Raw genomic sequence first — 24,740 nt, forward strand, 5'->3', positions numbered from 1 at the left:
AAATTATGTACGTAACGGCAATTGTTCCGGCGCACAACGAAGCTGGAAATATTAAACGCGCGGTCCGAGCGCTAAAAAAACAGGTTGATAAAGTAATTGTGGTTTGTGACCGTTGTGATGATGATACATACCAACGCGCTCAACAGGCAGGGGCCCGCGCATTTGAAACTGTGCAAAATGAAGGTCGAAAGGCGGGGGCGCTGAACCAAGCGCTAGAGAATTACGTAGATTGGCAGCAACCGGACCAGTATTTGTTTATCTGTGATGCAGATACCGTGATTACGGAAGACTGGATTGAACACGCTAAGCGAGTAATTGCCCAGGGAGATTATGATGCGGTTGGCTCTGTCTTTTACGGAACGGCTAACCGCAATAAGCTGATTGAGTTTTGCCAACAGTTGGAGTGGTATCGCTACGCCAATCAAGTTCGCCGTAGTAAGAAAGTTTTCGTCTTAACCGGGACCGCGTCGTTGATCCGAGCAGAAACGCTGCAAAAGGTTCGGCAACAAATTGGGACCTTTTACCGCGAGGATTCGATTACCGAAGATTTTGCCCTAACGCTAGATTTAAAAGCAGCGGGGGCCAAAATGATTTCGCCATTATCGTGTTATTGCACGACTGAAATTATGCCGACGTGGCGCTTGCTATATTTACAACGGCGCCGCTGGTATTTAGGGGCACTTCAGCAGGTGACCCGCCGACGTTGGGACAAAATGATGTTGCCGTATGTTTTTCAGCAGTTGATGTTATTAATTTCGGTGTTCGCTTTTTTAGGATTGATTGTGTTTACCACGTACCTGATGCTCGAAAATTTAATGATTTTTAGTTTGCTGTGGTTCGTAATTGGCGTAATTTTTGCTACCGAGCGGGTGGTGACCATTTGGGACCAAGATTTCCAGGCCAAATTTTTTGCCCTCATGATGCTGCCGGAACTAATGTATAGCTTGTTTTTACAACTGGCTTACTTAGGCGCGCTGCTTCAATTGCTCCAGGGGTCAACGGGGACTTGGAACCACTTAAATACTGATCAATCAAAGGAGGCATAAAAATGTATACCAATGTACAAAAAAACGGAATGTTATGGATTGGATTTAGCTGGAACGGCCTGTATCATGGGTTGGCCATCGTTTCGATATTCTTTGCTATTTTAGCGGTGGGAACCATCCTGCGGAGTATGTGGGCCCGGACGCATTTTGACCCAACTTGGGAATAGTTAAGTTTTAAAAGGAGATTAGTGTGAGGAAAAGATGGCTACTTGGATTAGTGATCGCAATTATTTATTTTTGGGAAAGCAATCAAACCATTGCGTACTCATCCACTGATTGGGGCGACCAATTTATTACTAACGTGAGTTTGGGAGATGCGCAACACAACGACCGTACTAGTTTTGGTTTGTACGACAAGCTGGTTGGAAAATGGGAATTTAAAATTCCTGCCAACGTACCGGTCAAGGCGCAAGACCAACTCACTTTTAAAGTACCCCGAAATTTAAGACTGGTTAGCAACGCCCAATTCAATCTGAAAGACCGGCATGGGCAAGTGATTGGACGGGTAGATGCACAACGTGGGAGCGGTAAAATCACGGTGCGGCTAGCGCGCTACGTTACGCAACATGACGGTGGCATCTACGGCAACTTTAAATTAGGACTTTTATGGGACTACGACCGGGTCAAACCCGCTTCCACCGTAGCTGTCAGTTGGCCACGTTTACGAACCGAAAAATATAAAATTTTACCGCATCGGGGTCCTAATTCCCGAGAAACGGTGTATTCATGGGGGTGGTATGATACTAAGGACCCCCAATTAATTCATTGGCGAGTACGCCTTAATTATGCAAAGCAACCGCTCCGGCAAGTAACGTATACGGACTTGATCGGGGTAAACCAGCAGTTAGTCTCGGATTCGATCAAGGTTAAAAAGGTTAAATTTGATCGGAGCGGTCGCAAGTTTAAGGTGTTGGCAAGTCGATCGCCAAAACGAATTACTCAGTATAGCCAACTACGGTTTGCGGTGGCGCTAGGCGACTTGAATGGTGCCAACTTGATTGATTTTGAAACGCGGGCAACTAATTCAATGGCCCGGTGTTTTAAACACCAAGCGCAGTTAACCGGGGTCAACCTCAACGAAAAAAATACCGGTAAGACGCCCGTAAAGCGGGCTTCGGGGACTGGAAGCAGACTAGGAGGAATCCGTGGAGTGAGCTTGCGAGATGACGATGCCCGCCAGCCCCTTCCGCTGCGGTTAGACACGGTTTTAGCCGGGGATGATCACCAACTAGTAATTAAGTTTGGTTTAGTGACGCTGGGGTTGGTAGCTTGCGTAGGCTGGTTTGTCTACCGACGTCCACGATAATAGAAGTAGTTAGCAAAAACCCGCCAGGTTGGCCTTACCAACTTGACGGGTTTGCTAATCTAATTAAAAGGGAGGAATTCTATCCGGCTACTTTTTAGGAACAGCGGACTGTTTCTTTGAGATTTGGGTGAAGGCGACCACGCACATCAACGCTTGAAAACCAAAGGTCCAAACGTTACGACCGAAGAGGGCAGGAACCGTAGATGCGGCGACCACTACCATGGCCCAAGCAATGATTCTGGACATTTTAGTTTGATGCTCTGGTTTTATCATAATGCAGGTTCCTTTCGGTTAAAAATTATTTTGCGTTAGCAGCTTTTTCAGCAGCGTAAGCAGCGTTGCGTTTCTTCATTTGTTTTGCGTACCACCAGAAGAGGAGGACGTAAGCAGCGAGTGCTAACAACGCATAAATCATGAAGGTGATTTCACCAGTCGAAGCTTTACCAACTAAGTAAGCTAAGAATTGTTCGATTGGTCCTTCCTTGGTTGATTCAGCAATCTTAGTACCAGCGCTCAAGCCTGCTGGGAAAGCCCCAACTTGTTTAGCAACGTTAGTAATGAATGGAGCACTTAAAGTACCTGCCCAAAGGAAGATTGGCATTTCAATGGCCCCGATGACGATCATCCGAATAATCTTACCGCGGGTAACCACCAACAGTGCGGGAGTAACCCCCATTGCGATGATCCCACCGAGTGGAAGGATGTGGTTGCCAGGCAATACTAAGGCTTCAAGCAACATCACTGGCGCTAAAACGTTAGCAGCTGCCCAAATTTCAGCACGGCCTGCGATAAATGGCCAGTCCAAACCAATGTTCAACTTCCGTCCGTGAAGGTGCTTGTTAGCTAAGTCAGTAACCCCTTGGGAGAGTGGTTCAACAGCAGCGATGAACCAAGAGCCAATTTGGGAGAATAACTGCAAGCAGACCCCGCCGGTAAAGGCTAAAGTTAAAATTTCTTTTGGATCTTGCCGAGCAACTAAACCGATGAAGACCCCCAGATAGCAACCAATGGCAAAGTGGCTGCCCCAGAATCCAATCCGTTTGTTTAATTCAGCAGAGTCAAAGTCGTACTTATCTAACCATGGGAAAATTTTGTCAAAAATCTTGTCGAACAGCATGATTATCGGGTTCATCATGTAGTTTAAATGGGTAGTAGTCATTGGGTTATCATCTGGCGCGTTTAATAAATCGTTAAACGTGGGCTTCATTAAGTCGGAGTTGATAATCTTTAGAATACCGATAATTAAAATCAAAATAATTGCAATTAATAAATTGGCACCAAAGTACATCGCCATCAATGCCGTAAATGAAATGTGCCAGATGTCAAACACGTCGACGTCCAAAGTGTTGGTCCATTTCAAAGCTAACATAATCAAGTTCAAAATCACCATCAAAAGCAAGAAGAACAGGGTGTATGGCGAGCCCCAGGTGATGGTAGCCAATGGAGCCCAACCAACGTCGGTAACCGACAGATTAATCCCTGTCGACTTAACAAAAGCGGCCAAAGGAGCTTGGTAAGCGGTGGTTAAAATATTAATAATGGCACTAATCCCGGTTAAAGCAATCGCGAGCTTAATACCGCCTTCCAAGGCTTTGGAAAACTTAACGCCTAATGCCCAAGCCAATAAAGTTAAAACAATCAGCATGATTGGGGCAGCCCCCAAGTCAATGATTGGCTTGAAAATCAGGTTGGCAAAATGAATGATTCCATTCATATAATCTCACTCCTTTATTTAGTTGTAGTTATGATTTGTAAAATTGAAACCAGATTGATTAATGACCGCTTAAAATGAGCAGCCATGGGGAACGCCATCTAAATCAATGAAGGCGCTTACTTGGATGGCATGAAAGAAGGGGAATCCGAGCCAATTGGGGATTCCCCTTTGTTTAAGTAATTAATTAGCCTTGGATTTTCTTGATTTCTGCTTCGATTTGGTCGTAAACAGGTTTAGCCATTGCAGGCATCCGATAAAGAATTGCCCCAGCATCGATTTCAGGAATATCAATGTCAAAACCAAGGTCCGGATGGTTGATTGGTAAGAAAATTTGAACGCCTTCCATCTTTTCAGGAGTAACGTCTTTGATCATTTCTGCGTCAACAGAAACGTCGTAACCACGGTTTTTCATTTCTTCTTCGACCGCATCCTTAATTTGATGACTTGAATTAACACCAGCACCACAAGCAGTTAACATTTTAATCATAATAAATACCTCCACATAAGTAATTTAATTATTTTTCATCAAAGTTAGTTGACAAGAAATCAAAGATCTCTTCCGGGGAATCACTTGCAAACAGGTGTTGCAAGCTATCCCACGGGGTGTGAGTCAAAAACTCCATGATTTCAGCAAGTACGTTAGCTTGACCTTCCGGGTCGTTATTCAAAATCATGAATAAAAAGCGGACGGTCATGGTTTGCGTGGGATTGATCATGTTATGAAACTCGACGGGATGTGCGAGCTTTACGGGAACAATCCGGCGCTTATAAACAAAGTTGGCTTCCGTATGAGGAATGGCGACGTTTGGATATTGGGATCCCACCACCGATAAATCCATGCCCGTCGGATAAGCATCTTCTCTGCTATTCAGATTGTCGAGAAAGTTATCCTTAACGTACCCCTTTGCAACTAAGTCGTCGGCGACTTCCTTGAAAACGGCCTGTCTGGTTGTACCTGAACTAACATAGACAATCTTTGGATCAAATAGAGACTCGATTGCTGTTTCGCTCATATACAGATCACCTCTTTCAAACATTGGCAAGGTAAAGTTTATTTATGTTTGCCTTTGTTTATTTTTGATTACAGCTTCATTCTAATTAAGCGCTTTCATATTGTCAACCAGTTTTTTTGGTTAGGCTTGGATTAATTAAAGCGTTGACATTCGGGAGTGCAAATATTATTCTTAGTTTGTAACACAAATGAACAAAAACAAACATTTAAAAAGCAAAAAGGAGGGGTGCGAGTGCTAAAAAATGAACGAATGATGGAAATTTTAAACGCAGTTAATAGTAAAGGAACGATCACGGTTAACGATTTGGTCGATAAGCTGTCAGTTTCGTCAATGACTATTCGGCGGGACCTTGACGAACTCGAGAAGCAGGAAAAAATTGTGCGAGTTTTTGGCGGGGCTCAAAGCGTTAACTTAGTGTCGCAAACCGAACCCTCATATATTCAAAAACGTAAAATTCATTTAGCTGAAAAAAATGAAATCGCTAAAGCAGTGGCAAGTATGATTAAACCTAACGAAACTGTTTTTCTTGGCCCGGGGTCGACGAATGAATTGGTTTCTAAGTATTTGGAAATCGATGATTTACGAATCGTGACCAACAGTTTACCAGTTTTTCAACGCTTTTCAGATGAGCACGACTTTGACCTTTGCTTAGTTGGCGGAACCTACCGACGTCGGAGCGGTGCGTTTGTGGGAAGTTTAGCGGAAGAATTTTTACGCAACATTAAAATGCATAAGGCATTTGTGGGGGTTAACGGAATCTCTAATACGAGCGTGATGAACGCCGATACTGATGAAGGCGCGTCGCAACGGGTTGCTTTGGAGCAATCGCAGAATAAGTATATTGTGGCTGACCACCATAAGTTAGATCACGACGATTTCTATAATTTCTATGATTTAAGTAATGTTAACGGTTTGATTACCGATGCGGGCGTTAAACCAGCAATCTTACGACGTTACCAGCAAATTACCACCGTCCACGTTGCTAAAAAGATTGAATAAGAAAAGGAGCAGTGAGCATGAAAGTTGTAGTAGGTGCAGATAAAGCAGGTTTTGACTTGAAGGAAAAGGTAAAAACTTACCTTAAAGGACATGATTACGAGGTGGTGGACGTTAGTGAAACTCCCCAAGCGGACTTCGTAGACTCTTCCTTAGCCGTTACGGATAAGGTTTTGAACGACAAAATTGAAAAGGCTATCATGTTTGACGAATACGGGGTTGGTTCAGCAATGGCAAGCAACAAGGTCAAGGGTATGGTCACGGCTAACGTAGTCGAAGAAAATACCGCCCACATGACCGCCATGCATAACGGTGCTAAGGCCATTGCCATCGGTGCCGGTGTCGTTGGTGAAAAATTGGCTTACAACATTGTGCAATATTACCTAGATACTGAGTATGCGGGGGGTCGTCACCAAATCCGCTTAGACATGCTTAACAAAATGATTTAATGAGGGAGGAAGCATAGAATGATTATTTCAATTGGAAACGACCATATCGTTACAGACGTAAAAATTCAATTATCAAATTTCTTGAAATCCTTAGGTCACGAAGTAATTGACGAAGGAACTTACGACACCACCCGGACCCACTACCCAATTTACGGAAAACGGGTTGCTGAAGACGTGGCGGATGGCCGTGCAGACCTTGGTGTGGTCCTGTGTGGAACCGGAATCGGGATCAGCACCGCGGCAGATAAGAACGAAGGCGTCCGGGCTGCGCTAGTTTCTAACCTAGTTGCCGCACGTTACGCTAAGGAAGAACTTAACGCTAACGTAATTGGTTTTGGTGGTGCGACCGTTGGTGAACACCTCTGCGAAGACATTATTAAGGTGTTCTTGGATTCAGAATACAAGGAAACCGAAGAAAATAAGAAGTTGATCGACAAGATTGATCACATTGCTACACCAAACCCAGATCAAAAGGATAATCCACACTTCTTCGACGAAGAAAACGAAAAGTGGGCTGAAGGATTTTACCACGATTAATTAGGCCGATTATCAATTTGTGCAATTTTTTGTTAAAATTGTAAGCGGTACCTGAAAGGGCATTCAAAAATATTTTTTTAAACGAAAAGGGGAAGTTGGACACTATGAAAACATTGACAGAAGGAAAATTACGGGGATTGAAGGCTTTATCAGATGAAAACGGCGTAATCAGCGCTTTGGCAATCGACCAACGCGGTTCGTTGAAAAAGATGATTAGCGCGGCAAGCGGACACGAAGCTAGCCAAAAGGAAATTGAAGACTTTAAGGTAGCAATTTCTTCCGAATTGACTCCATACGCAAGCGGAATTTTGCTTGACCCAGAATACGGCATTCCCGCAGCACGGGTTCGTGATGAAAACGCTGGCCTATTAACGGCTTATGAAAAAACTGGTTATGACGCAACTGAACCGGGCCGTTTCCCAGACATCCTTGATCAATGGTCAGTACGTAAACTTAAGGAATTAGGTGCGGACGCTATCAAATTCTTGTTGTATTACGATGTTGACGAAGGTGAAGAAATCAATGAACGCAAGCACGCCTTCATTCAACGGCTCGGCGACGAATGTAAGGCTGAAGACATTCCGTTCTTCTTGGAACTAGTTTCGTACGATGCTAACAATGATGACGTAAAAGGTAAGGAATACGCTAAGATTAAACCGCACAAGGTTATCGAAATGACTAAGGAATTTTCTAAACCCGAATACGGCGTCGACGTTTTGAAACTGGAAGTACCAGTTAACCAAGCTTACGTAGAAGGTTTTGCGGAAAACGACGCAGACGTAATTTACAGCAAGGAAGAAGCTGCGAAGTACTACAAGGATCAAAGCGACGCTACCGACTTACCATTCATCTTCTTGAGTGCTGGGGTTTCTGCAGAATTGTTCCAAGAAGAACTCCAATTTGCGCACGAAGCAGGTTCAAAATTCAATGGAGTACTTTGTGGCCGGGCAACTTGGCGCGGTGCAATTGAACCATTTGCTGGTGAAAGCGAAGAAGTTGGTCGCAAGTGGCTTCAAACCCAAGGTAAGAAGAACATTGAAGACTTGAACAAGGTTTTGGCAAAGAGTGCGACCCCTTGGTTTGAAAAGGTACAAAAATAATTTGTAAGGGCCCAGAAGATGACGAACTATGAAAAAATCCAAAAGGCGAACCCTCAGTTAACGATATATCAGGTGGGTGACGAACAATTTCGGGATTACGGTGTCGTATATAAACAATTTGATTTAACGGAAATTAACGATTACATGGCTAGAATGGCGGTCACCGCTGCAAACCAGTACGTACCGAAAAATCCTGCAATTGAACAAATGAGCGTGATCCATGAAATCAGCAGGGATGTATTTGGCGGAATGGCGCTTTCAGCAGGCCAGTGTGTGGGCCACTGTGATGCCTTTTCAGCCATTGAATTTCACCAAGGTAGCGAAGTGAATATCACCTTTAGCGACGTGATTATGGTGTTAGGGAAGCGACGTGATTTACGAAATTACGAATTCCACGCCGTTGACGACGCGCAAATTTTCTACATTCCGCAAGGGACCGTCTTTGAAATGTTTAGTGACACATTGCATTATAGCCCCATTGAGGTTACGTTAGCGGGATTTAAAGCGGTGGTGGTTGTATTGAATGGTACGAATGAATCTCTCCCAAGTTCATTTAAAACCCATAACCCCATGCTAGTGAAGAAAAATAAATTCCAGTTGGCGCACGCGACGCGGACTGATAAGGTCAAAGCCGGAATCTTGCCGGGGGTTAAGGGGCCATTGGTTCAGGTTCGTCCGATTCAAGATTAGAGGAGGCCATTAAAATGGATTGCAATGTCGATGAAGAAAAATTAACTGCCGAACAAAAGGCGGAAATTGAACGGCAAGAAGAATTGCATCGGGCAATGATTAAACGTCAGTTAGAAGAATTTCCGGTTAAGGACCCCTTCTAAAATCAGCGTTAGTTAAAGCCAAAAACGAGATTCGGAAATTCCGGTCTCGTTTTTTTGTGAGCGCTTCCTCGGAGCTGATTAGATAAAACTAAAGGACTTCCGAAGAATCCCAAAATACTCTGGTACAATAAAACTATGATTATTTAAGGTGAGGAAGGATACGCATGAACTGGAGAAAAAGTAAAATAGGCATTTTTGCCATGGTTTTAGTGGTGATTTTGGTGGGATCGATGATGCGCACCCCAATTACTACGATTCCCTTGATTTTGGGCAATTTAGCGCAAAGTTTGCGGGTGGCCCAGGGAAGCCTAGGGATTTTAACCACTTTGCCATTGGTGATGTTCATGGTGTTTTCAAATTTTGCTTCACAAATTTTAAAACGGATGGGCTTTAAACGGTCACTATTGCTGGCGTTAGCCATTTTAGTGCTTGGATCAGCACTACGAATGGTTGTAACGATGCCCACGATGATTGGCGGAACGATTTTAATCGGGGTGGCAATTGCCTACCTAAACGTTTTTATGCCGTCGTTTGTGGCGGCCTATTTTCCGCAACGGATTGGGTTATACACCACGCTCTACACTTTTTCAATGATGATGGGTAGTGCAGTTTTTAACTTGATTACCGCGCCAATCGTTAAATTGACCGGATGGTGGACGATGTTATTGATTCTAACGGTGGTGCCGTTACTGGCCTTGCTAACGTGGGGATTGATTGTGCCCCATTTACCAGAGGAGATGGACGGACGGGTGCCAACGCCGACGGACAATAAAGCTCCAACTAAAACGGTGATTTGGCAAAATAAGCGGGCGTGGTACTTTCTATTGGTGTTCGGCTGTCAATCGGTAATGATGTACACTTTCACGGCGTGGATGCCGTCGTTAATGGCCTACCATCACGTTGGCTCGGGCGTCATTGGAGCAATTATGGCGTGCTTTTCGTTGATCGGCTTACCAGTCTCGGTATTTTTACCCCAAACCTTGACCCGGGTGAGTCGGCAAACTCAGGTTGGGTTGATTCTATCCGCAGGGATCGTGGGCCTCGGGGCAGCCGGAATGCTCTTCGTGCAAAATACCGCCGCTACTTGGTTTTGGTTAATTGAAGCCTTGTTAATTGGTTATTCGGTAAACCTCTTCTTTGTTTTCGTGATGACCATGTTTGCCATGAAGACGGCTTCGCCATACCAAACAGCACAACTATCCGGCATGTCTCAAGCCGGTGGTTATCTCATCGCAGCTTTGGGCCCCGTACTTTACGGGATGGCCTTTTCTGCTAACCCGGTCGGTAGTGCACAAAACGTGGTTTACCTCGCCATCGTTTTAGTTGCCACGGTAGCTGGCCTAGCAGTAGTAAAAATGGATCAGATTTAGTAAAGTTACGTAAAAATAATATAACCCCTTGCCGTCCGCAAACAATGAAGTTGCGGATGGGAGGGGTTATTTTTTAGTGCGAATTACGTATGAATCTAGCAGAACCCGGGTAATTACTTGTAAAGGCAAGCGGGAGTGCACTTCATACGCCGGAAAGTAAGTAGTTTCGGACTTAAAACCACATAAAATTAAAGAGGCGTATTTTCCAATGCTACTAGTACCGTTGGTGGTGATCAAAAGAATGGGGGCGCGGTTTTGTGATATACGGCGGGCAGCCTCTACTAATTCGGGAGTTTCTCCATTAAGTGAAATAATAATTACTAAATTGCCAGGACGAATATCGGTTGCTAGGGTTTGAATAATGTTGGGATCGTCGCTAAGCTGACAGTTTTTCTTTAATAACTGAAGTTTTACTAAAAGTTCTTCAGCGATTAGTTCAGAAAAGCCCCGGGCAAAAATGTAAATGATTTGGGCACGTCGAATTTGCTGCACCGCTTTTTCAACGTCAGCAATCTTGATCATTTTAATGGTATTGGTGACTTCGTGTTCATTTTTCATGATGGCGCTGCGAATATCAGAATCAGCGCGAGCAAGGTTGGTGTAGGAACCTTGGTTCTCTTCAACTAGATGGTGTTTAAAATCACTGTAACCCTTGAAGCCACGTTTGCGAAGGGTCCGAATGATAGTTGCTGTAGAGACGTTTGCCTGCTGACCGAGCGCAACGATGGAAAGTGCCGGGATACTTTCTAGGTGATCTTGGATAAATTGCCACGCGTATTTTTCCGAATTACTTAATTTTTGCTGTTTCAAATTAGCCGCCCCTAAATGTAAATTCTTTTTCAAGAATACCACAGAAAAAGATTTTTTTGAAAACATTTACAACGCGATGGCGCCTACAATTGAGGTAGCAGAAAGAAGAGGTGCCTAAAATGATTTACACATGTACTTTAAATCCAGCAATTGACTTATTTATTGAAACTGATGAATTAAAACCGAGCAAGGTTAATCGAACGAACAGCTATGATATTCTAGCCAACGGAAAGGGCGTAAACGTTTCTTTCATTTTAAAGATGTTGGGCATTGAAAATCAGGCGCTAGGCATTGGAGGAGGTTTTACCAACGCATTTATCGAAGAAACGTTGCGTGAGCGGGGTATTGAAAATCATTTTGTGCATACGGATCAACCAACGCGGATTAACGTCTTCACCCGGGTGTTAGCAGAAGGAACCGAGTACAAAGAAGTTAATGCGGGACCCCAAGTTACACCAACGCAGGTGACGGAATTCTTAGGATTGATTGGAAAGCTGACTGCAACAGACACTTTGGTCATTTCAGGAAGCTTTTCCCGCGGAGTGGAACCACAAATTTTAGTAAAAATCGCGCAAAGGTCCCAAAAGCAAGGTTTTAAATTGGTAATCGATACTAATTATTCGGCAGTTTTGGAAACGCTACCATACCAACCGGAATTGCTAAAGCCAAATGATGAAGAACTAAGTAAGTGGTTTGGGTTAACTAAACGGCCAACCTTAACAGATTTAATTGAATGTGGCCAACAATTAGTGGCACGGGGAGCCCAAAACGTATTGCTGTCGTTAGGTAGTCAAGGCGCGCTCTTAGTTAACGCAACCACCGTCCTGCTTGGAAATGCTCCTAAAGGAACGGTAGTCAATACGGCCTGTTCAGGGGACACCATGTTAGGCACTTTTTTAGCCGGAATGGAACAACAAAAACCATTAGATGAAAATTTGAAATATAGCATCGCGGCAGGAAGCTCAACGGCTTTTCGGCCAGGATTAACTGATTTTACGGACGTTGACGAATTAAGTAAACAGATTACGATTAAAGTGATTAAGGGAGGAATCGAGAATGGCTAAATACCAAATTATTGCGGCAACTGGTTGCCCAACGGGAATTGCCCATACCTACATGGCCCAGGAAGCTCTGGAGCAAGCTGCCAAAAAGCGGGGCGTTTCCATTAAGGTTGAAACTCACGGCCAAAGCGGCACTGATAACCCATTTACTGATGAAGAAATTCAAGGCGCTGATGGCGTGATTGTTGCAGCAGATAAAGACGTTCAAATTGAACGATTTGACGGCAAGCGGTTGATCAACGTGTCCGTCACCAAGGGAATGAAGGAACCTGACCAATTAATCGACAGTATTTTAAATGATGACGTCCCCGTTTACCACGCCAGTAACCCAGCTAGTGTTAAGTCCCAGGGTAGTGAGGCTAACGGGACCTTCTGGCACAATATTTACGTTGATTTGATGAACGGAGTTTCTCACATGTTGCCGCTTGTGGTAGCCGGCGGGGTATTGACTGCAATTTCCTTTTTCTGGGGAATTAACTCGGCCGACCCTAAGAGTGCGGACTTTAATAGTTTTGCGCAGTTACTGAATACCATCGGTGGTTTTGCAATGAATCTGATGGTCCCCGTACTGTGTGCTTACATTGCAGAGGCAATTGGGAAACGCTCCGGATTGGTAGTTGGTTTTGCTACGGGGATGATTGCCTATACTAACGGAACTGGATTTCTTGGCGGAATCGTCGGCGGTTTTTTAGCAGGTTACACGGTAGTCTTACTACAACGCTTATTTAAGGCATTACCTAAATCATTGGACGGTTTGAAACAAATTTTCCTTTTTCCAGTTATTGGGGTTTTTATTTCCGGCGCAATTATGTGGTATATGTCAATTCCGATGAAAGACATAAATACCGGGATGATGAGCTTCTTGAAAGGGATGGAAAATTCAAACCCGTTAATTTTGGGATTAATTATCGGGATGATGTGTGCGTTTGACATGGGCGGCCCAATTAATAAAGCAGCCTATTTGACGGGAACGGCCCTACTTGCCCAAGGAAACTACTTCTTCATGGCGGGAGTATCCGCAGCCTGCATTGCACCACCGCTGGCAACCGGTTTTGCCGTATTATTCAACCGCAATGCCTACTCCGACAATGAACGGAGTGCAGGATATGTAAACTTTCTACTAGGTTCCACGCACATTACGGAAGGGGCGATTCCATTTGCGGCGCGAAATCCGTTGGTTAACATTCCAATTTTTATGGTGGGATCGGCAGTTGCCGCAATTTTAACGTATATGACAAGAATTAGTGTTCCGGCTCCCCACGGTGGGTTTATCGTGCTGCCGTTAGTTAATAAACCATTTCTTTGGGTGGCCTTCATTGTTATTGGAGCGCTAATTTCAGGCTTTCTACTTTCGTTAGTTGCGGGCCGAACTAAGGCTACGGAACGTGATGTAACGAATCCAACAACCGCAGAGGCAACCACGGACAATCAAGAGCTAGCGCAAATTTTAACCGTTAAGAATGTTAAAACGGCCGTTGAAGTTAGCTCACGTGACGAATTGTTAAAATATTTAGCGAATTTAGCCGTAAAAAATGGGTATAGTACGGATGCCAAGGCGGTTTACCAGAAGTATTTAGCACGCGAAAAAGCCGGTTCTACTGGTATGGAACGTGGCATTGCGATCCCCCATGCACAAGATGCCAGCATCAAAAATTCGGCAATGCTAGTCGTTAAGCTACAAAAACCGATTACTTGGCAAACCTTTGATCAACAGCCCGTAGATACGATAATTTCGTTTTTAATTCCGGAGCAGGATCAAGGCAACCATTTAAAATATCTCTCAGCAACTTCTAAATTATTGATGCACGAGCAGTTTGTTACGCAGTTAAAGCAAACTAACGAACCTACGGCAATTTATCAGTTATTCAACCAATAATGAGCTTCTTTAAAAAAGGCTGGAAGACCTTCACTAACGGAATGGAGATTAAATTCTGCTATGGTTAGTAGGGGTCGCCGGCTTTTTATTTTTGAGAAGAAACCTAAGCCCCTAACTGCTGTTTACCAATTTTGCCATAACGGGGAGGGTGTTTAATAAATTGAACTTGTAAGCGCTTATTTTTGTGTTATCATCAAAGTATCAAATAAATAATTAAACGTAAAAGGGTATATACCAATGTATAAAGAAAAATACTTTGAAGAGCTGAAAAAAGAATTTAATAACGAAGATGAGATTGTAACCGAGATCGTCAACCTGGAGGCTATTTTAAATTTGCCGAAGGGGACCGAGTATTTTATCAGTGATATTCACGGCGAGTATGATGGGCTCAACCATATTTTAAAGACCGGGGCGGGGATCATTAGCGAAAAAATCAACCTCCGTTTCCCTGAAATGGCGGCGGCTGAGAAAAAGGAATTAAATTTCGTGGTGGCCTATCCTAAATTCATGATTGAAAAAGTGCAGCAGGGTAAAAGTGCCGACGAGTTGATTCAGTGGTATACCACCATCATTCCGCGGATGATTGAGGTTACCCAATATTGTGCAAGCAAATACTCGCGTTCAAAGGTCCGGAAGACGTTGCCTAAGAAGTACGCCTACATTATCGAAGAGCTATTGTACGTAGAAGGTAGCCCGAAAAACAAGCAAAAGTACTACGCACAGATTATTAATAAGGTCATTGAATTGAATCGGGCGCAAGATTTTGTTCAAAGTTTGGCTGCGACGATTCAAAAGCTGGTGATCGATCACATTCACATTGTGGGCGACGTTTTTGACCGAGGCCAAAAGTCTAACCAGGTTTTGGAACTGTTGGAAAACGCCCACTCCCTGGATTTTCAGTGGGGGAATCACGACGTCCTCTGGTTAGGCGGTTACGCCGGTTCACAGGCCTGCATCGCAACCCTTTTCCGGATTGCGACTCGGTACGGCTATATTTTTGATTTGGAGCGGGAATACGGAATTAACTTACGGGCCTTGTTTACCTTTGCCGACCAACATTATGAAGCCGACCCGTTTTTCTATCCGAAAACTGGGGAATTTAACCAACCAAACGCAGATCTGTTGTCTAAAGTTCACCAGGCCCTGACCATTATCCAATTTAAATTAGAGGGCCAGATTATTGCCCGACAACCCGACTTTGAAATGGAAAACCGCCTGTTTTTGCAACAAGCGGTCACCGGAGCAGTTGAAATTGACGGTCGGACCTATCCTTTAAGCCACGAGTGTTTTCAAACGGTGGATCCGCAACACCCCTACAAGCTGACCGCGGAAGAGCAAGAAGTTATCCAAAGTTTAGGGTATTCGTTCCGACATGCCCCGCAAATTAAGGCCCACATGGACTTTATTTTGCGAAAGGGGAGTATGTACCTAATTTACAATAATAACTTGTTGTATCACGGTTGCATTCCGTTAACCGAGGACGGCGACTTTGACGAGTTTGAATACCGTGGTCACCGTTATGCCGGTCGAAAATTACTTGATTTCTTTGAAGAACACATCCGGGCCGCCACCAGCAAAAATGATTTTACCGAAACCGATGATACTGACTTAATGTGGTACTGCTGGATCGGTAAAAAATCACCGCTTTTTGGGCGGACGGCCATGACCACGTTTGAACGCTACTTTATTGACGACAAAAAGACCCACCGCGAAGGCGATAACCCGTACTTCATGCTTCGCGACCGGCTTTCTACGGCGCACTATATTCTAGATAAATTCGGGTTGGACGAGCGCTCCAGCTACATTATTAACGGGCACACGCCGGTAAAGGTGGGCAACGGAGAGTCGCCAATCAAGGGCGGTGGTCAAATTTTAGTAATTGACGGCGGTTTATCAAAGGCCTATCAGAAGGCGACTGGAATTGCCGGTTATACGCTGATCAACAATTCATACGGGTTTCAAATCGTTACCCATACGCCGTTTTTGGGAGTGGCTGAGTTGTATAATTCGACGACTGGCTCAGCAACCTTGAAACGGGTGATCGATCGAGATCTTCCCCGGCGCAACATTGCCGACACGACTATCGGAATGGAGCTTAAACGTCAAATTGACGACTTGAAATTTCTGCTGCAAAACGACGACAACTAGTCGTTATACTTTTTGGAACGCAAAATTCGCCAAGTAACCAAGGCGAGCACCAAACTGACAATAATCATCATTAAAAAGCCGAATTTAGTGTGTTCACCAGGCAGCCCGCCGGTGTTCATTCCCCATAGCCCGGCAATTAACGAGGGGACCGAAATGACCAAGGCGGCGGAATCTAGGTATTTCATCAAGTGGTTCAAATGGTTACTCATAATGTCGGTAAATAAACCGCTGATCGCTTCAATTAAGTCACGATAAATGGCAATTAACTTCGTGATTTGGCGTTCAGCGGTTTTAATGTTGTAAATCATCGCTTCGTCTGCCAAATTATCGGTAAATTCCGCTAACTTAAAAAGCCGTTCTAACGCCTGGTGTTGGGTATCAAGGGTGTGTTCTAAGATGACGGCCTCCTTTTTGATATTTTTGATTTCGATGAGATATTCATTTTTGGTAGTTTCCGTAGACTGTGCTTCAATTTCTTCGAGCTGCTCTTTAATGTGCGCGAGTTTTACGCGGTAGTTGGAGTAAATTTTTAAGAGGAAGCAGGCAATCAGACCTTCGTTGGAATTAAACAGGGTGGTTTCGTAAAGCTGTTGAATTTCAGTGGCGCTTGCCGATTCTTCATGGACCAAAAAGGTTAGTTGCTCCGGCTCTGAAACGATGATTAAAGGGTCTAACAATACCTGAGAGTCAAGAATGTTATCGGTAGGCGCGAGGTTACAGACTGCAATCAAATAGGCAATTTCATCTTCGCCATGCTTGAAACGCATGGTTCGGGGAAAGACCTCGGGAGTTTGCAGGCCAGCCGTAATGGTTGATGGCCACTGATGTTTTTGGATTAAATTGTTGAGAGAATCAACACTAGTGAAAGTTTCAATTTTGAGATGGACGTGGTGATTAGGCATGCCGGAACTCCTTTCTCGCTAAACGTTTACATAACGTGAGCCTTTTTCTTTTTAAAAACATTCTATTATATTAAAATGCTAATTACAAAAGAAAGGAGTTGTATGCACATGAATCAACCAGATTTAAAGGATCCCCGTACGCTGTACCACACGGATAAATTTCCGGCGCAACAACAGGACACCCCAGCGATCCAAGGGAAGATGACTCCCGTACCCGACTGTGGTGAAACTAGTTACGTAGGTCACGACCTGCTGTTAAACCGAAAGGTGCTTGTAACCGGCGGTGATTCCGGAATTGGTCGCGCGGTGGCCATCGCATTTGCCCGGGAAGGCGCCGACGTAGCCATCCAATTTTTACCAGGTGAAGAAGCCGATGCAAAAGAAGTGGAACACTACATCACTTCCGCAGGGCGTCAAGCGCTCTTACTCCCGGCTGATTTACGCGATTCAAATGCTCCCGAAGAAATTATCCAACGGGTGGTCGATGAATTTGGTGCACTCGACACGTTAATTTTAAACGCGTCCCAACAAATTGCGCACGAAAAAATCGACGACTTGCCGATCCAACAAATTAAGGATAGTTTTGACGTGAACGTGGTTGCCATGTTAGCCATGGTGAAGGCAGCCAAACCGCACCTTCCAGCTGGTGGCGCGATCGTTACCACTACCTCGATTCAAGCGTTTAACCCAAGCACCCAATTGTTAGATTACGCCGCAACTAAAGCAGCAATCGCGAACATGACGATTAACTTGGGGCAACAACTGATTGAACAAGGGGTGCGGGTTAACGGCGTGGCTCCAGGACCAATTTGGACTCCAATCCAATTGGATCATGGTCAACCAGAATCCTCGATCCCTGAATTTGGGCAAGATTCACCGATGGGCCGGGCTGGACAACCAGCTGAATTAGCCCCAGCATACGTTTTCCTAGCGTCCAACTTAGCTAGTTACGTAACTTCCCAAATTTACGGCGTAACTGGTGGCGAACCAATCAACCTTTAAGGAGGAATGGCGATGCCTTGGACAAAAAAAGATTATCCCAGCTCCATGAAAAATCTCAAGGAACGGGTGCGTAACAAAGCAATTGAAATTGCAAATGCTTTGTTACAAGAAGGTTATGATGAAGACCGAGCGATCCCGATTGCCATCAGCCAAGCAGAAAAATGGGATTAGGACCACCCTGAAGATTAGGTGAGCACTAAAAATTGTAAAAAACGAGTGCACTAAACAAAAAACGGTTCATGGGGTGAAAGCTTCCTCATGAACCGTTTTTATTTTGTTTTTTTGACTTCCATAGAGCCAAAACGTGTGCCAAAAGTTAGTTTGTTCTGCATAACCAAAAATTGACCATCATGCCCAATTCAGGCATCATGGTCAATTTTCAGTTAATGCTCGCAAACTACCCGATTTTTGTCACTCTCATTTTTGATTAAGCGGAATAAACTAATTTTTTCAGCTGCTTTTAATTTGCAAAAACCAGCCAGTTTTGTTTCCACTACGTGTTTTTGATATTAACTTTGGGTGGAACTACTGTTAGATCCGCTGCCCGTATAATTGTAATAAGCAGGGTTGGTATAACTATTTGATGAATAATTACCATCGTATGCAGGAGTGTAAGTCCCATCAGTATAACTACTATCATAGCTAGAACTTTCTTCTTCCGCTGAAGATGCGGCAGCTGCGCTTTCTTCGGCTGCCTTGGAGCTGGATTCCGCCGCGGCCTTAGAACTAGCTTCCGCCGCCTTGGAAGCTGATTTAGAAGCTTCTTTAGAGGCAGACTCTTCGGCTGCTTTGCGTGCGGCTTCTTCTTCAGCTTCTTTTTGGGCTGCAATGGCGGCTTCTCGTGCCGCTTTTTCGGCCGCCTTATTTTCCTTATTAACGATTGAACGCAGACTAATTAACTTAGTTTGTTCGTCGACGGTCCGTTGAGACTGCTGATTCTTGCGCATGTCCTTAATTAACCCATCAATAGTGGAAACGCTAATTTTTTGGTTTTGTTGGTGAGCTTTAATAATGGTGTTGTAGCGGCGACTAAGTTTATCCGCCGTTTGAACAATTTGACGTACTTTTTGTAGATGCTCTCGATACTTTTTATCGAAAGCTTGCGGAACGCTGTTTGCCGACAAAGCCTTCATTTGGTGATTGACTTTTTTAGTAGTTACCTTCAAGTCCACCCGGTTTTGTCGGTTAAACAAATGTTGGTAATCCTGTCGAACTTGGTAAGCGTTGGCAGCTTGGTTTTGTGCCTTTTGCAACGCTGGTTTCTTCGGCCGGTCCTTTAACTGAGCGACATCATGCTTAAGCGTGGCAATTTGTTGCTTGGTGACGTTCTTTTTTAGATCCGAATGTTGGGAATCAACGTACAACCGGTCGATCCGGGTCTGCAGCCGGTCAACTTTGCTAGCGTAGAGCGTTTTACTGATTCCCCATCCGCCACCAAAAAGCACGGCACACACTAAAATAATGCTACCAATTAAAATTGACCAACGACGCATCACTAAGCGCCGATGCCGTCGTTTAGCGGACCGCCGCCCCCGGTACAGATCGTCTTCGACAAATTCGTTTTGGTACGGATCGCGCGGATTGATCCAGTGCTTAAATTTCTTTATCCATCTATTTAGTGTTTCGTTCATAAAAACTAATCCCCCAAGGTGTCAGCCAACACGTTTAAATTTAGTTAAATTAAAGTACGAATTATAACTAATTTTATTATACTTTGTTTTAAGAAATTAGGGCAAAAAAACATTACATTAACTCTAAATTATTACTCATTTTTTTGAGTTTATGTGTGGCTTCTTCCATAGACATGAGCGATTCGTCGAAAAATGACTCACTAAGCGTAACAAATAAACGCGCGGACAATCCGATAAAGGTTTCGTCTAGGGGTTTAGCTGGTAAAACTTGCTTCGGAAGGCAATGATCCGTGCGCGCAAAAACTTCTTTTCGCGGTTTGATAACGGCCATCCCGAATGTTTCTGAAAGGCCTTTCATTATTAAGTAAGTTAATTCGGCCATCTGTTGGGCCATCAGTAATTTATTACGAATGAATGCTTCTTTAAGCGGTACTTGGAGCTGGAGACACTTGTCATGGCAATCAAAATTCAAGAACGAAGAGTTCGGGTGATGTTGATCCGTGTAAAAATCACTGAGGTGGTGGGCAAAAATCCAGTTCGCGGGCCGCCGGGTAGTTCCGTTTAGCGGCACTACCCGTTGGGTACCTAAAACCACCGGGCGAGCTTGTTTAATGCCTAAATAATCGGTTACCACGCGCAAAAAGATGTCGCAACACGGTTGGTTACGTAAAAAGTTACGGATAAGTTTTCGAGTTGATTGATTAGTAATATGGGGAGGTCGTTCGGTGTCAATAATCAAGGTAGAACCGGGGCAGCGCCAATGGCTAATATCTTGCAAATAAAGGGTAGTATCGCTAAAAATTCGTGCATCTTTGATGAATGGTAAGTTAATATCCCGATTCTGATCCGAAAAAATTTGACTTGAGCTGAGCTGCTGAAATTCATCATAGTAGTTCAGTTTGACTTCCATATTAAAATAATCTCCTCCGAAATGATTACTAATCAATATTTTTTTGCATTTGAATATTATCAAAGCGCTATCACGCTAACAAGTATTTAAGGCGAAATAAGCCCATTTTGCCCATTAACCGGTAACTTAGCAGACACATTTGTTTTTAAATGAAATGTGGTTTCACATTTTTGAATAAATTTGCAAATTTTATTGAAATGGTATTTCAAAAGCGGTACAATTAAGCAACTCGAATGAAAGCGAATACATGGAGGTGCAGAATAATGTTAGATTTAAGTCGGTTAACGACGGAAACCCGTAATCCGCAGACGATGCGGTTGGATGAATTATCAACGGCAGAAGTCCTCGAAATTATGAACCACGAGGACCAAACCGTGGCGCAAAGCGTACAAAAAGCGCTCCCGCAGATTACTCAAGCGGTGGACCAAATCGTCAAAAACTTTAAGCAAGGCGGACGGCTCTTTTATATGGGCGCGGGAACCAGCGGCCGGTTAGGCGTGTTGGATGCTGCTGAATGCGTGCCCACGTTTGGGACTGATCCGGAAATGGTCCAGGGACTAATTGCTGGAGACGAAAAGGCGATGACCGTGGCGGTAGAAGGTGCGGAAGATTCCTTGACTTTAGGACCGGCAGATTTAAAGAAACGACACTTAACGGATAAAGACACGGTAGTGGGCATCGCCGCTAGCGGTCGGACACCGTACGTAATTGGCGGATTAGACTACGCGCGAGCAATGCACGCTGCCACGATTAGTTTGGCTTGCAACGCGGATGCAGAAATTAGTCAACATGCCGAAATTGCGATTGAAGTGCCGGTGGGTCCCGAAGTCTTGACCGGGTCCACCCGGTTAAAATCGGGGACCGCACAAAAATTAGTGTTAAACATGCTTTCAACGGTTTCGATGATCGGAATTGGAAAAGTTTATAAGAACTTGATGGTCGACGTTAAACCAACCAACGCTAAATTAGTGGAACGTTCTAAACGTATTATTATGCAAGCCACTGACGCAGATTACGAGACCGCAGCCACAGTATTTGAAAAGGCCCACCAAAACGTTAAGGTTGCCATCGTGATGATTTTGACGGGGGTTGACGAAACGGAAGCTCAAAAGCGGCTTCAAGAAGCCCATGGTTTTGTTAGAAAGACGATTGATTAGGAGGGAAAAGTAATGACGGATGCAAAAGTAAAGCAAATCGCGCAGGCAATTTACGCTAACGTGGGCGGTCCCGGCAACGTAGCCAAACTGATCCATTGTATGACGCGGGTGCGCATGACCATTAAGGATCCTAGCTTGGTTAACATGGCCGGGTTAAAACAAATTGACGGTGTGATGGGAGTCGTGGACGACGATACTTTACAAGTAATCGTGGGTCCCGGTACGGTTAACAAAGTTGCCGAAGAAATGGTCCGCGAAGTTGGAGTGAAACTAGGCGATCCTTTCCCTGAAACGGTGATGGACACAAGTAAGATGACCGACAAGGAGATTGTGGAAGCTAAGGCAGCTCAAGTAAAGGCGGCCCAAAAGGCTAAGCAAAAACAAACCCCCGTAAAGCGAATTTTGAAATCGATTTCAAATATTTTCATTCCGTTGATTCCGGCCTTTGTCGGAGCTGGTTTGATTGGGGGAATTGCCGCGGTGCTCTCCAACTTGCTCGTGGCTGGTGATATCAGCAAGAGCTGGACGGATTTAATTTTAGTACTGAACATCATTAAAAACGGGGTGTTTGCCTACCTTTCCGTTTACGTTGGTATTAATAGTGCAACCGAATTTGGCGCGACCCCTGGTTTAGGGGGTGTGATCGGGGCGGTAACCTTGTTAAACGGGATGACTCCCGAAGCTCCGTTACACAATATTTTTAACGGGCAACCCATGAGTGCCGGCCAAGGTGGAATCATTGGGGTGATTTTTGCCGTTTGGGTACTATCTTTAGTTGAAAAGCAACTTCATCGCTGGGTACCAGATTCAATTGATATTATTGTGACCCCAACGATTACGTTATTAGTTATTGGAATATTTACCATTTTCCTAGTGATGCCAGTTGCCGGCGTAATTTCAAGTTCCCTAGTTGGTGCAATTAACTGGATTCTAAACATTGGCGGCGCGTTTTCTGGATTTGCATTGGGAGCCTTATTCCTCCCAATGGTAATGTTTGGTTTGCACCAAATTTTAACCCCAATCCATATTGAAATGATTAACAAAACTGGCGCGACTCCGTTACTGCCAATCCTTGCCATGGCGGGTGCTGGACAAGTCGGTGCGGCCTTTGCTCTCTGGATTAAATGTCGGCGGAACCGCCAGTTGACTAACTTAATTAAAGGCGCCTTGCCAGTTGGAATTCTGGGAATTGGCGAACCCTTAATTTACGGGGTAACGTTACCACTAGGACGGCCGTTCATCACTGCATGTATCGGTGGTGGGATCGGTGGTGCCGTAGTTGGCGGACTTGGTCACGTGGGCGCGATTGCAATTGGTCCTTCCGGAGTGGCTTTAATTCCGTTAATCACTAACGGCCACATTTATGCCTACGTCCTCGGACTCTTAGCTGGATATGTCGGCGGATTCGTGGCCACCTACTTCTTTGGAATTCCTAAAGACGCCCTCGTTGGCGATGCTGAAGTTAACGCTGAAGTTCAAAATGAAGTTCAAGACGACGTGCCAAACAGCTCGACAGCTGTGCGCAGCGGTTCGGTGACCGTGACAACTCCCGTTAGCGGTAAAATAGTCGGACTTGATCAAGTTCCTGATCCAATGATGGCCCAAGAAGTGATGGGAAAATCGGTAGCGGTAATGCCTGACGAAACTGATTCCCAAATTTACGCTCCGGTAGATGGAAAAGTTACTATGGTCGCTGACACTAAGCACGCGGTTGGGTTCCAAGATGAGATTGGTGAAGAAGTCCTCGTCCACATCGGGGTGGATACCGTGAAGTTAAATGGCAAGGGCTTTGAAATTAACGTTCAAGCTGGTGACCAAGTGCACCAAGGTGACGTAATTGGTAAGGTCGATTGGTCCGTAATCCGGGAAGCACAACTTGCACCAGTGACCTTGACAATCATCACCAATTCGGGTGATTATCAAGTTGATAAAAAAATTGGACAAACCGATGTCCAAGCTACGTCAATTTTAATGGAGAATCAACGCTAGCCACTTATTCATTACGCCAGCGTGAGGAGGGGTGTCGATGAAAAGTGTTGTATTTACTTTGAAAAATCAGTTGGGTGATTTTACCAAAAAGGAAAAGCAGGTTGCCCGCTTTATCATTAAGTATCCGCAAGCGGTAATTGATTCCAATGCCAAACAGGTTGCTGATCAAGTGGGAACGAGCGCTGCAACGGTAATTCGCTTAGCCAAACGGGTTTGTAAAAACGGGTTACCCGAGCTGAAAGAACGTCTGAAAAACGAAACGATGGTTAACGACAAGTTCTTTGAAGAAATCGATCCGGCAGATACGCTTGAAGTGATGAAACAAAAGATGGAATACCGGATTAACCACACCATCGAGCAAACCAATCGAACGGTTAAGGGCGGCGCAGTCCGTAATGCAGCCAAACTGGTGGATCAAGCCGACGTGGTTTACACTTATGGAATAGGAGCTTCTCATTTAGTGGCAGATGATTTGCAACAAAAGTTTGGTCGGCTTGGTAAGCCGGTTGCTCAAACGCAAGATGTTCACCTGCTGGCGGCGGAAATGTCCAAAGGCCGTGGCGTGGTCGTGCTGATCTCTAACTCGGGAGAAACTAAGGAAACGTTACAATTACTAGGTGCCGCCCGGGCGTTAGATTTGCCGGTAGTGGCGATTACCCGGGTATTGAGTAGCCCCCTGGCCCGACAAAGCACGGTGGTTCTTGCCCATAGTGATAGCGGGGAAGGTAACCAATTGCGAAGCGCAGCGACGACCTCGCTGATGGCCCAACTGTACGTGGTTGATCTACTCTACTACTCCTTTTTAAAATTACATTTTGAAGATAACGTAGATCAATTGACGAAGTCTCGCAAGATTATTAAAAGTAATTTCTAAACGAACCAAACACGAT

25 protein-coding genes and 1 pseudogene are annotated in these 24,740 nt (G+C 44.6%); 18 read left to right on the plus strand and 8 right to left on the minus strand.

Annotated features, from left to right (window positions below):
- Positions 1-5: 5 nt before the first annotated feature.
- Genes HMPREF0623_RS06955 through HMPREF0623_RS06960 form a run of 3 tightly spaced genes read left to right on the plus strand, consistent with a single transcriptional unit; the run spans position 6 to position 2,352 of the window.
- On the plus strand, positions 6-1,046 hold the full coding sequence (locus HMPREF0623_RS06955; protein WP_002830833.1) for a glycosyltransferase family 2 protein: 1,041 nt from the start codon (positions 6-8) through the stop codon (positions 1,044-1,046).
- A 2-nt stretch (positions 1,047-1,048) separates the two neighbouring features.
- Positions 1,049-1,213 (plus strand): hypothetical protein, encoded by a 165-nt coding sequence (locus tag HMPREF0623_RS09665; protein ID WP_002830834.1) that lies wholly within the window; start codon positions 1,049-1,051, stop codon positions 1,211-1,213.
- Between the two features lie 23 nt (positions 1,214-1,236).
- A complete protein-coding gene (locus HMPREF0623_RS06960) occupies positions 1,237-2,352 on the plus strand; it encodes a collagen binding domain-containing protein (RefSeq protein ID WP_004166480.1) in 1,116 nt (371 codons plus the stop codon).
- An 87-nt stretch (positions 2,353-2,439) separates the two neighbouring features.
- Here HMPREF0623_RS06960 and HMPREF0623_RS06965 read toward each other — a convergent pair whose 3' ends face one another.
- The 4 genes from HMPREF0623_RS06965 to HMPREF0623_RS06980 all read right to left on the minus strand — a co-directional run bounded on the left by HMPREF0623_RS06965 (position 2,440) and on the right by HMPREF0623_RS06980 (position 5,079).
- Positions 2,440-2,625 carry a hypothetical protein gene (locus tag HMPREF0623_RS06965; RefSeq protein WP_004166482.1) on the minus strand — a complete coding sequence of 62 codons (186 nt, stop codon included), beginning with the start codon at positions 2,623-2,625 and terminating at the stop codon, positions 2,440-2,442.
- A 25-nt stretch (positions 2,626-2,650) separates the two neighbouring features.
- Complete coding sequence (locus tag HMPREF0623_RS06970) at positions 2,651-4,066, minus strand: PTS galactitol transporter subunit IIC (RefSeq protein WP_002830651.1); 1,416 nt, start codon at positions 4,064-4,066, stop codon at positions 2,651-2,653.
- 184 nt (positions 4,067-4,250) lie between these two features.
- Positions 4,251-4,553 (minus strand): PTS sugar transporter subunit IIB, encoded by a 303-nt coding sequence (locus HMPREF0623_RS06975; RefSeq protein WP_002830837.1) that lies wholly within the window; start codon positions 4,551-4,553, stop codon positions 4,251-4,253.
- A gap of 28 nt (positions 4,554-4,581) precedes the next feature.
- Positions 4,582-5,079, minus strand: a complete 498-nt coding sequence (locus HMPREF0623_RS06980; protein ID WP_002830649.1) for a PTS sugar transporter subunit IIA — start codon at positions 5,077-5,079, stop codon at positions 4,582-4,584.
- A 231-nt stretch (positions 5,080-5,310) separates the two neighbouring features.
- Here HMPREF0623_RS06980 and HMPREF0623_RS06985 point away from each other — a divergent pair, with 231 nt between their 5' ends.
- The 7 genes from HMPREF0623_RS06985 (at position 5,311) to HMPREF0623_RS07010 (ending at position 10,364) form a co-directional block, all read left to right on the plus strand.
- On the plus strand, positions 5,311-6,078 hold the full coding sequence (locus HMPREF0623_RS06985; protein WP_002830839.1) for a DeoR/GlpR family DNA-binding transcription regulator: 768 nt from the start codon (positions 5,311-5,313) through the stop codon (positions 6,076-6,078).
- A gap of 17 nt (positions 6,079-6,095) precedes the next feature.
- Entirely contained in the window at positions 6,096-6,524 is a 429-nt protein-coding gene (gene lacA / locus HMPREF0623_RS06990; protein ID WP_002830840.1) for a galactose-6-phosphate isomerase subunit LacA, read from the plus strand.
- Between the two features lie 18 nt (positions 6,525-6,542).
- Positions 6,543-7,061 carry a galactose-6-phosphate isomerase subunit LacB gene (gene lacB, locus HMPREF0623_RS06995; RefSeq protein WP_002830646.1) on the plus strand — a complete coding sequence of 173 codons (519 nt, stop codon included), beginning with the start codon at positions 6,543-6,545 and terminating at the stop codon, positions 7,059-7,061.
- A gap of 104 nt (positions 7,062-7,165) precedes the next feature.
- Positions 7,166-8,161, plus strand: coding sequence for a tagatose-bisphosphate aldolase (gene lacD / locus HMPREF0623_RS07000; RefSeq protein WP_004166485.1), 996 nt, complete (start codon positions 7,166-7,168; stop codon positions 8,159-8,161).
- A gap of 18 nt (positions 8,162-8,179) precedes the next feature.
- The gene (locus HMPREF0623_RS07005; RefSeq protein ID WP_004166486.1) at positions 8,180-8,851 is read left to right on the plus strand and encodes a DUF4867 family protein; all 672 of its coding nucleotides are present in this window, start codon (positions 8,180-8,182) and stop codon (positions 8,849-8,851) included.
- A gap of 14 nt (positions 8,852-8,865) precedes the next feature.
- Positions 8,866-8,994 carry a hypothetical protein gene (locus HMPREF0623_RS09795; protein ID WP_002830842.1) on the plus strand — a complete coding sequence of 43 codons (129 nt, stop codon included), beginning with the start codon at positions 8,866-8,868 and terminating at the stop codon, positions 8,992-8,994.
- A 164-nt stretch (positions 8,995-9,158) separates the two neighbouring features.
- On the plus strand, positions 9,159-10,364 hold the full coding sequence (locus tag HMPREF0623_RS07010) for an MFS transporter (protein WP_004166487.1): 1,206 nt from the start codon (positions 9,159-9,161) through the stop codon (positions 10,362-10,364).
- 66 nt (positions 10,365-10,430) lie between these two features.
- On the opposite strand, the gene HMPREF0623_RS07015 is transcribed toward HMPREF0623_RS07010, so the two are convergent.
- Positions 10,431-11,174, minus strand: a complete 744-nt coding sequence (locus HMPREF0623_RS07015; RefSeq protein WP_002830642.1) for a MurR/RpiR family transcriptional regulator — start codon at positions 11,172-11,174, stop codon at positions 10,431-10,433.
- A 119-nt stretch (positions 11,175-11,293) separates the two neighbouring features.
- On the opposite strand from HMPREF0623_RS07015, the gene pfkB reads away from it, so the two are divergent.
- The 3 genes from pfkB to HMPREF0623_RS07030 all read left to right on the plus strand — a co-directional run bounded on the left by pfkB (position 11,294) and on the right by HMPREF0623_RS07030 (position 16,259).
- Positions 11,294-12,238, plus strand: coding sequence for a 1-phosphofructokinase (gene pfkB / locus HMPREF0623_RS07020; RefSeq protein ID WP_004166488.1), 945 nt, complete (start codon positions 11,294-11,296; stop codon positions 12,236-12,238).
- Positions 12,231-14,111, plus strand: a complete 1,881-nt coding sequence (locus HMPREF0623_RS07025) for a fructose-specific PTS transporter subunit EIIC (RefSeq protein ID WP_004166489.1) — start codon at positions 12,231-12,233, stop codon at positions 14,109-14,111. Before pfkB ends, HMPREF0623_RS07025 begins: the two co-directional genes overlap by 8 nt.
- A 237-nt stretch (positions 14,112-14,348) precedes the next feature.
- Entirely contained in the window at positions 14,349-16,259 is a 1,911-nt protein-coding gene (locus HMPREF0623_RS07030) for a fructose-bisphosphatase class III (RefSeq protein WP_004166490.1), read from the plus strand.
- Here the strand turns inward: HMPREF0623_RS07030 and HMPREF0623_RS07035 are convergent.
- A complete protein-coding gene (locus tag HMPREF0623_RS07035; protein WP_002830637.1) occupies positions 16,256-17,161 on the minus strand; it encodes a CorA family divalent cation transporter in 906 nt (301 codons plus the stop codon). The genes HMPREF0623_RS07030 and HMPREF0623_RS07035 overlap by 4 nt on opposite strands.
- 108 nt (positions 17,162-17,269) lie before the next feature.
- On the opposite strand from HMPREF0623_RS07035, the gene HMPREF0623_RS07040 reads away from it, so the two are divergent.
- Complete coding sequence (locus HMPREF0623_RS07040) at positions 17,270-18,163, plus strand: SDR family oxidoreductase (protein WP_002830636.1); 894 nt, start codon at positions 17,270-17,272, stop codon at positions 18,161-18,163.
- A gap of 12 nt (positions 18,164-18,175) precedes the next feature.
- Positions 18,176-18,328, plus strand: a pseudogene (locus HMPREF0623_RS09555) (DUF2188 domain-containing protein); the annotation flags it as partial.
- A 344-nt stretch (positions 18,329-18,672) separates the two neighbouring features.
- Here the strand turns inward: HMPREF0623_RS09555 and HMPREF0623_RS07045 are convergent.
- Positions 18,673-19,794 (minus strand): hypothetical protein, encoded by a 1,122-nt coding sequence (locus HMPREF0623_RS07045; RefSeq protein WP_002830634.1) that lies wholly within the window; start codon positions 19,792-19,794, stop codon positions 18,673-18,675.
- Between the two features lie 112 nt (positions 19,795-19,906).
- Entirely contained in the window at positions 19,907-20,704 is a 798-nt protein-coding gene (locus tag HMPREF0623_RS07050; RefSeq protein ID WP_004166493.1) for a hypothetical protein, read from the minus strand.
- Between the two features lie 263 nt (positions 20,705-20,967).
- On the opposite strand from HMPREF0623_RS07050, the gene murQ reads away from it, so the two are divergent.
- The 3 genes from murQ to HMPREF0623_RS07065 are packed head-to-tail and all read left to right on the plus strand — an operon-like array spanning position 20,968 to position 24,724.
- Positions 20,968-21,861: an N-acetylmuramic acid 6-phosphate etherase gene (gene murQ / locus HMPREF0623_RS07055; RefSeq protein ID WP_002830632.1), complete on the plus strand. Its 894-nt coding sequence runs from the start codon at positions 20,968-20,970 to the stop codon at positions 21,859-21,861.
- 12 nt (positions 21,862-21,873) lie between these two features.
- Positions 21,874-23,850, plus strand: coding sequence for a glucose PTS transporter subunit IIA (locus HMPREF0623_RS07060; RefSeq protein ID WP_004166495.1), 1,977 nt, complete (start codon positions 21,874-21,876; stop codon positions 23,848-23,850).
- Positions 23,851-23,887: 37 nt separating this feature from the next.
- Positions 23,888-24,724 (plus strand): MurR/RpiR family transcriptional regulator, encoded by an 837-nt coding sequence (locus HMPREF0623_RS07065; protein ID WP_002830855.1) that lies wholly within the window; start codon positions 23,888-23,890, stop codon positions 24,722-24,724.
- The last annotated feature ends 16 nt before the right edge of the window (positions 24,725-24,740 follow it).

The sequence above is a fragment of the Pediococcus acidilactici DSM 20284 genome (assembly GCF_000146325.1).
In the GTDB taxonomy this organism is placed as follows: Bacteria; Bacillota; Bacilli; order Lactobacillales; family Lactobacillaceae; genus Pediococcus; species Pediococcus acidilactici.

Coding starts and splice junctions, on each gene's coding strand:
- HMPREF0623_RS06980 (WP_002830649.1), bottom strand. CDS start 5,079: ATGAGCGAAACAGCAATCGAGTCTCTATTTGATCCAAAGATTGTCTAT.
- HMPREF0623_RS07010 (WP_004166487.1), top strand. CDS start 9,159: ATGAACTGGAGAAAAAGTAAAATAGGCATTTTTGCCATGGTTTTAGTG.
- HMPREF0623_RS07060 (WP_004166495.1), top strand. CDS start 21,874: ATGACGGATGCAAAAGTAAAGCAAATCGCGCAGGCAATTTACGCTAAC.
- lacA (WP_002830840.1), top strand. CDS start 6,096: ATGAAAGTTGTAGTAGGTGCAGATAAAGCAGGTTTTGACTTGAAGGAA.
- HMPREF0623_RS09665 (WP_002830834.1), top strand. CDS start 1,049: ATGTATACCAATGTACAAAAAAACGGAATGTTATGGATTGGATTTAGC.
- HMPREF0623_RS06970 (WP_002830651.1), bottom strand. CDS start 4,066: ATGAATGGAATCATTCATTTTGCCAACCTGATTTTCAAGCCAATCATT.
- HMPREF0623_RS07065 (WP_002830855.1), top strand. CDS start 23,888: ATGAAAAGTGTTGTATTTACTTTGAAAAATCAGTTGGGTGATTTTACC.
- HMPREF0623_RS07045 (WP_002830634.1), bottom strand. CDS start 19,794: ATGAACGAAACACTAAATAGATGGATAAAGAAATTTAAGCACTGGATC.
- HMPREF0623_RS07005 (WP_004166486.1), top strand. CDS start 8,180: ATGACGAACTATGAAAAAATCCAAAAGGCGAACCCTCAGTTAACGATA.
- murQ (WP_002830632.1), top strand. CDS start 20,968: ATGTTAGATTTAAGTCGGTTAACGACGGAAACCCGTAATCCGCAGACG.
- HMPREF0623_RS07040 (WP_002830636.1), top strand. CDS start 17,270: ATGAATCAACCAGATTTAAAGGATCCCCGTACGCTGTACCACACGGAT.
- pfkB (WP_004166488.1), top strand. CDS start 11,294: ATGATTTACACATGTACTTTAAATCCAGCAATTGACTTATTTATTGAA.
- HMPREF0623_RS07025 (WP_004166489.1), top strand. CDS start 12,231: ATGGCTAAATACCAAATTATTGCGGCAACTGGTTGCCCAACGGGAATT.
- HMPREF0623_RS09795 (WP_002830842.1), top strand. CDS start 8,866: ATGGATTGCAATGTCGATGAAGAAAAATTAACTGCCGAACAAAAGGCG.
- HMPREF0623_RS07050 (WP_004166493.1), bottom strand. CDS start 20,704: ATGGAAGTCAAACTGAACTACTATGATGAATTTCAGCAGCTCAGCTCA.
- lacD (WP_004166485.1), top strand. CDS start 7,166: ATGAAAACATTGACAGAAGGAAAATTACGGGGATTGAAGGCTTTATCA.
- HMPREF0623_RS06965 (WP_004166482.1), bottom strand. CDS start 2,625: ATGATAAAACCAGAGCATCAAACTAAAATGTCCAGAATCATTGCTTGG.
- HMPREF0623_RS07035 (WP_002830637.1), bottom strand. CDS start 17,161: ATGCCTAATCACCACGTCCATCTCAAAATTGAAACTTTCACTAGTGTT.
- HMPREF0623_RS07030 (WP_004166490.1), top strand. CDS start 14,349: ATGTATAAAGAAAAATACTTTGAAGAGCTGAAAAAAGAATTTAATAAC.
- HMPREF0623_RS06975 (WP_002830837.1), bottom strand. CDS start 4,553: ATGATTAAAATGTTAACTGCTTGTGGTGCTGGTGTTAATTCAAGTCAT.
- HMPREF0623_RS06955 (WP_002830833.1), top strand. CDS start 6: ATGTACGTAACGGCAATTGTTCCGGCGCACAACGAAGCTGGAAATATT.
- lacB (WP_002830646.1), top strand. CDS start 6,543: ATGATTATTTCAATTGGAAACGACCATATCGTTACAGACGTAAAAATT.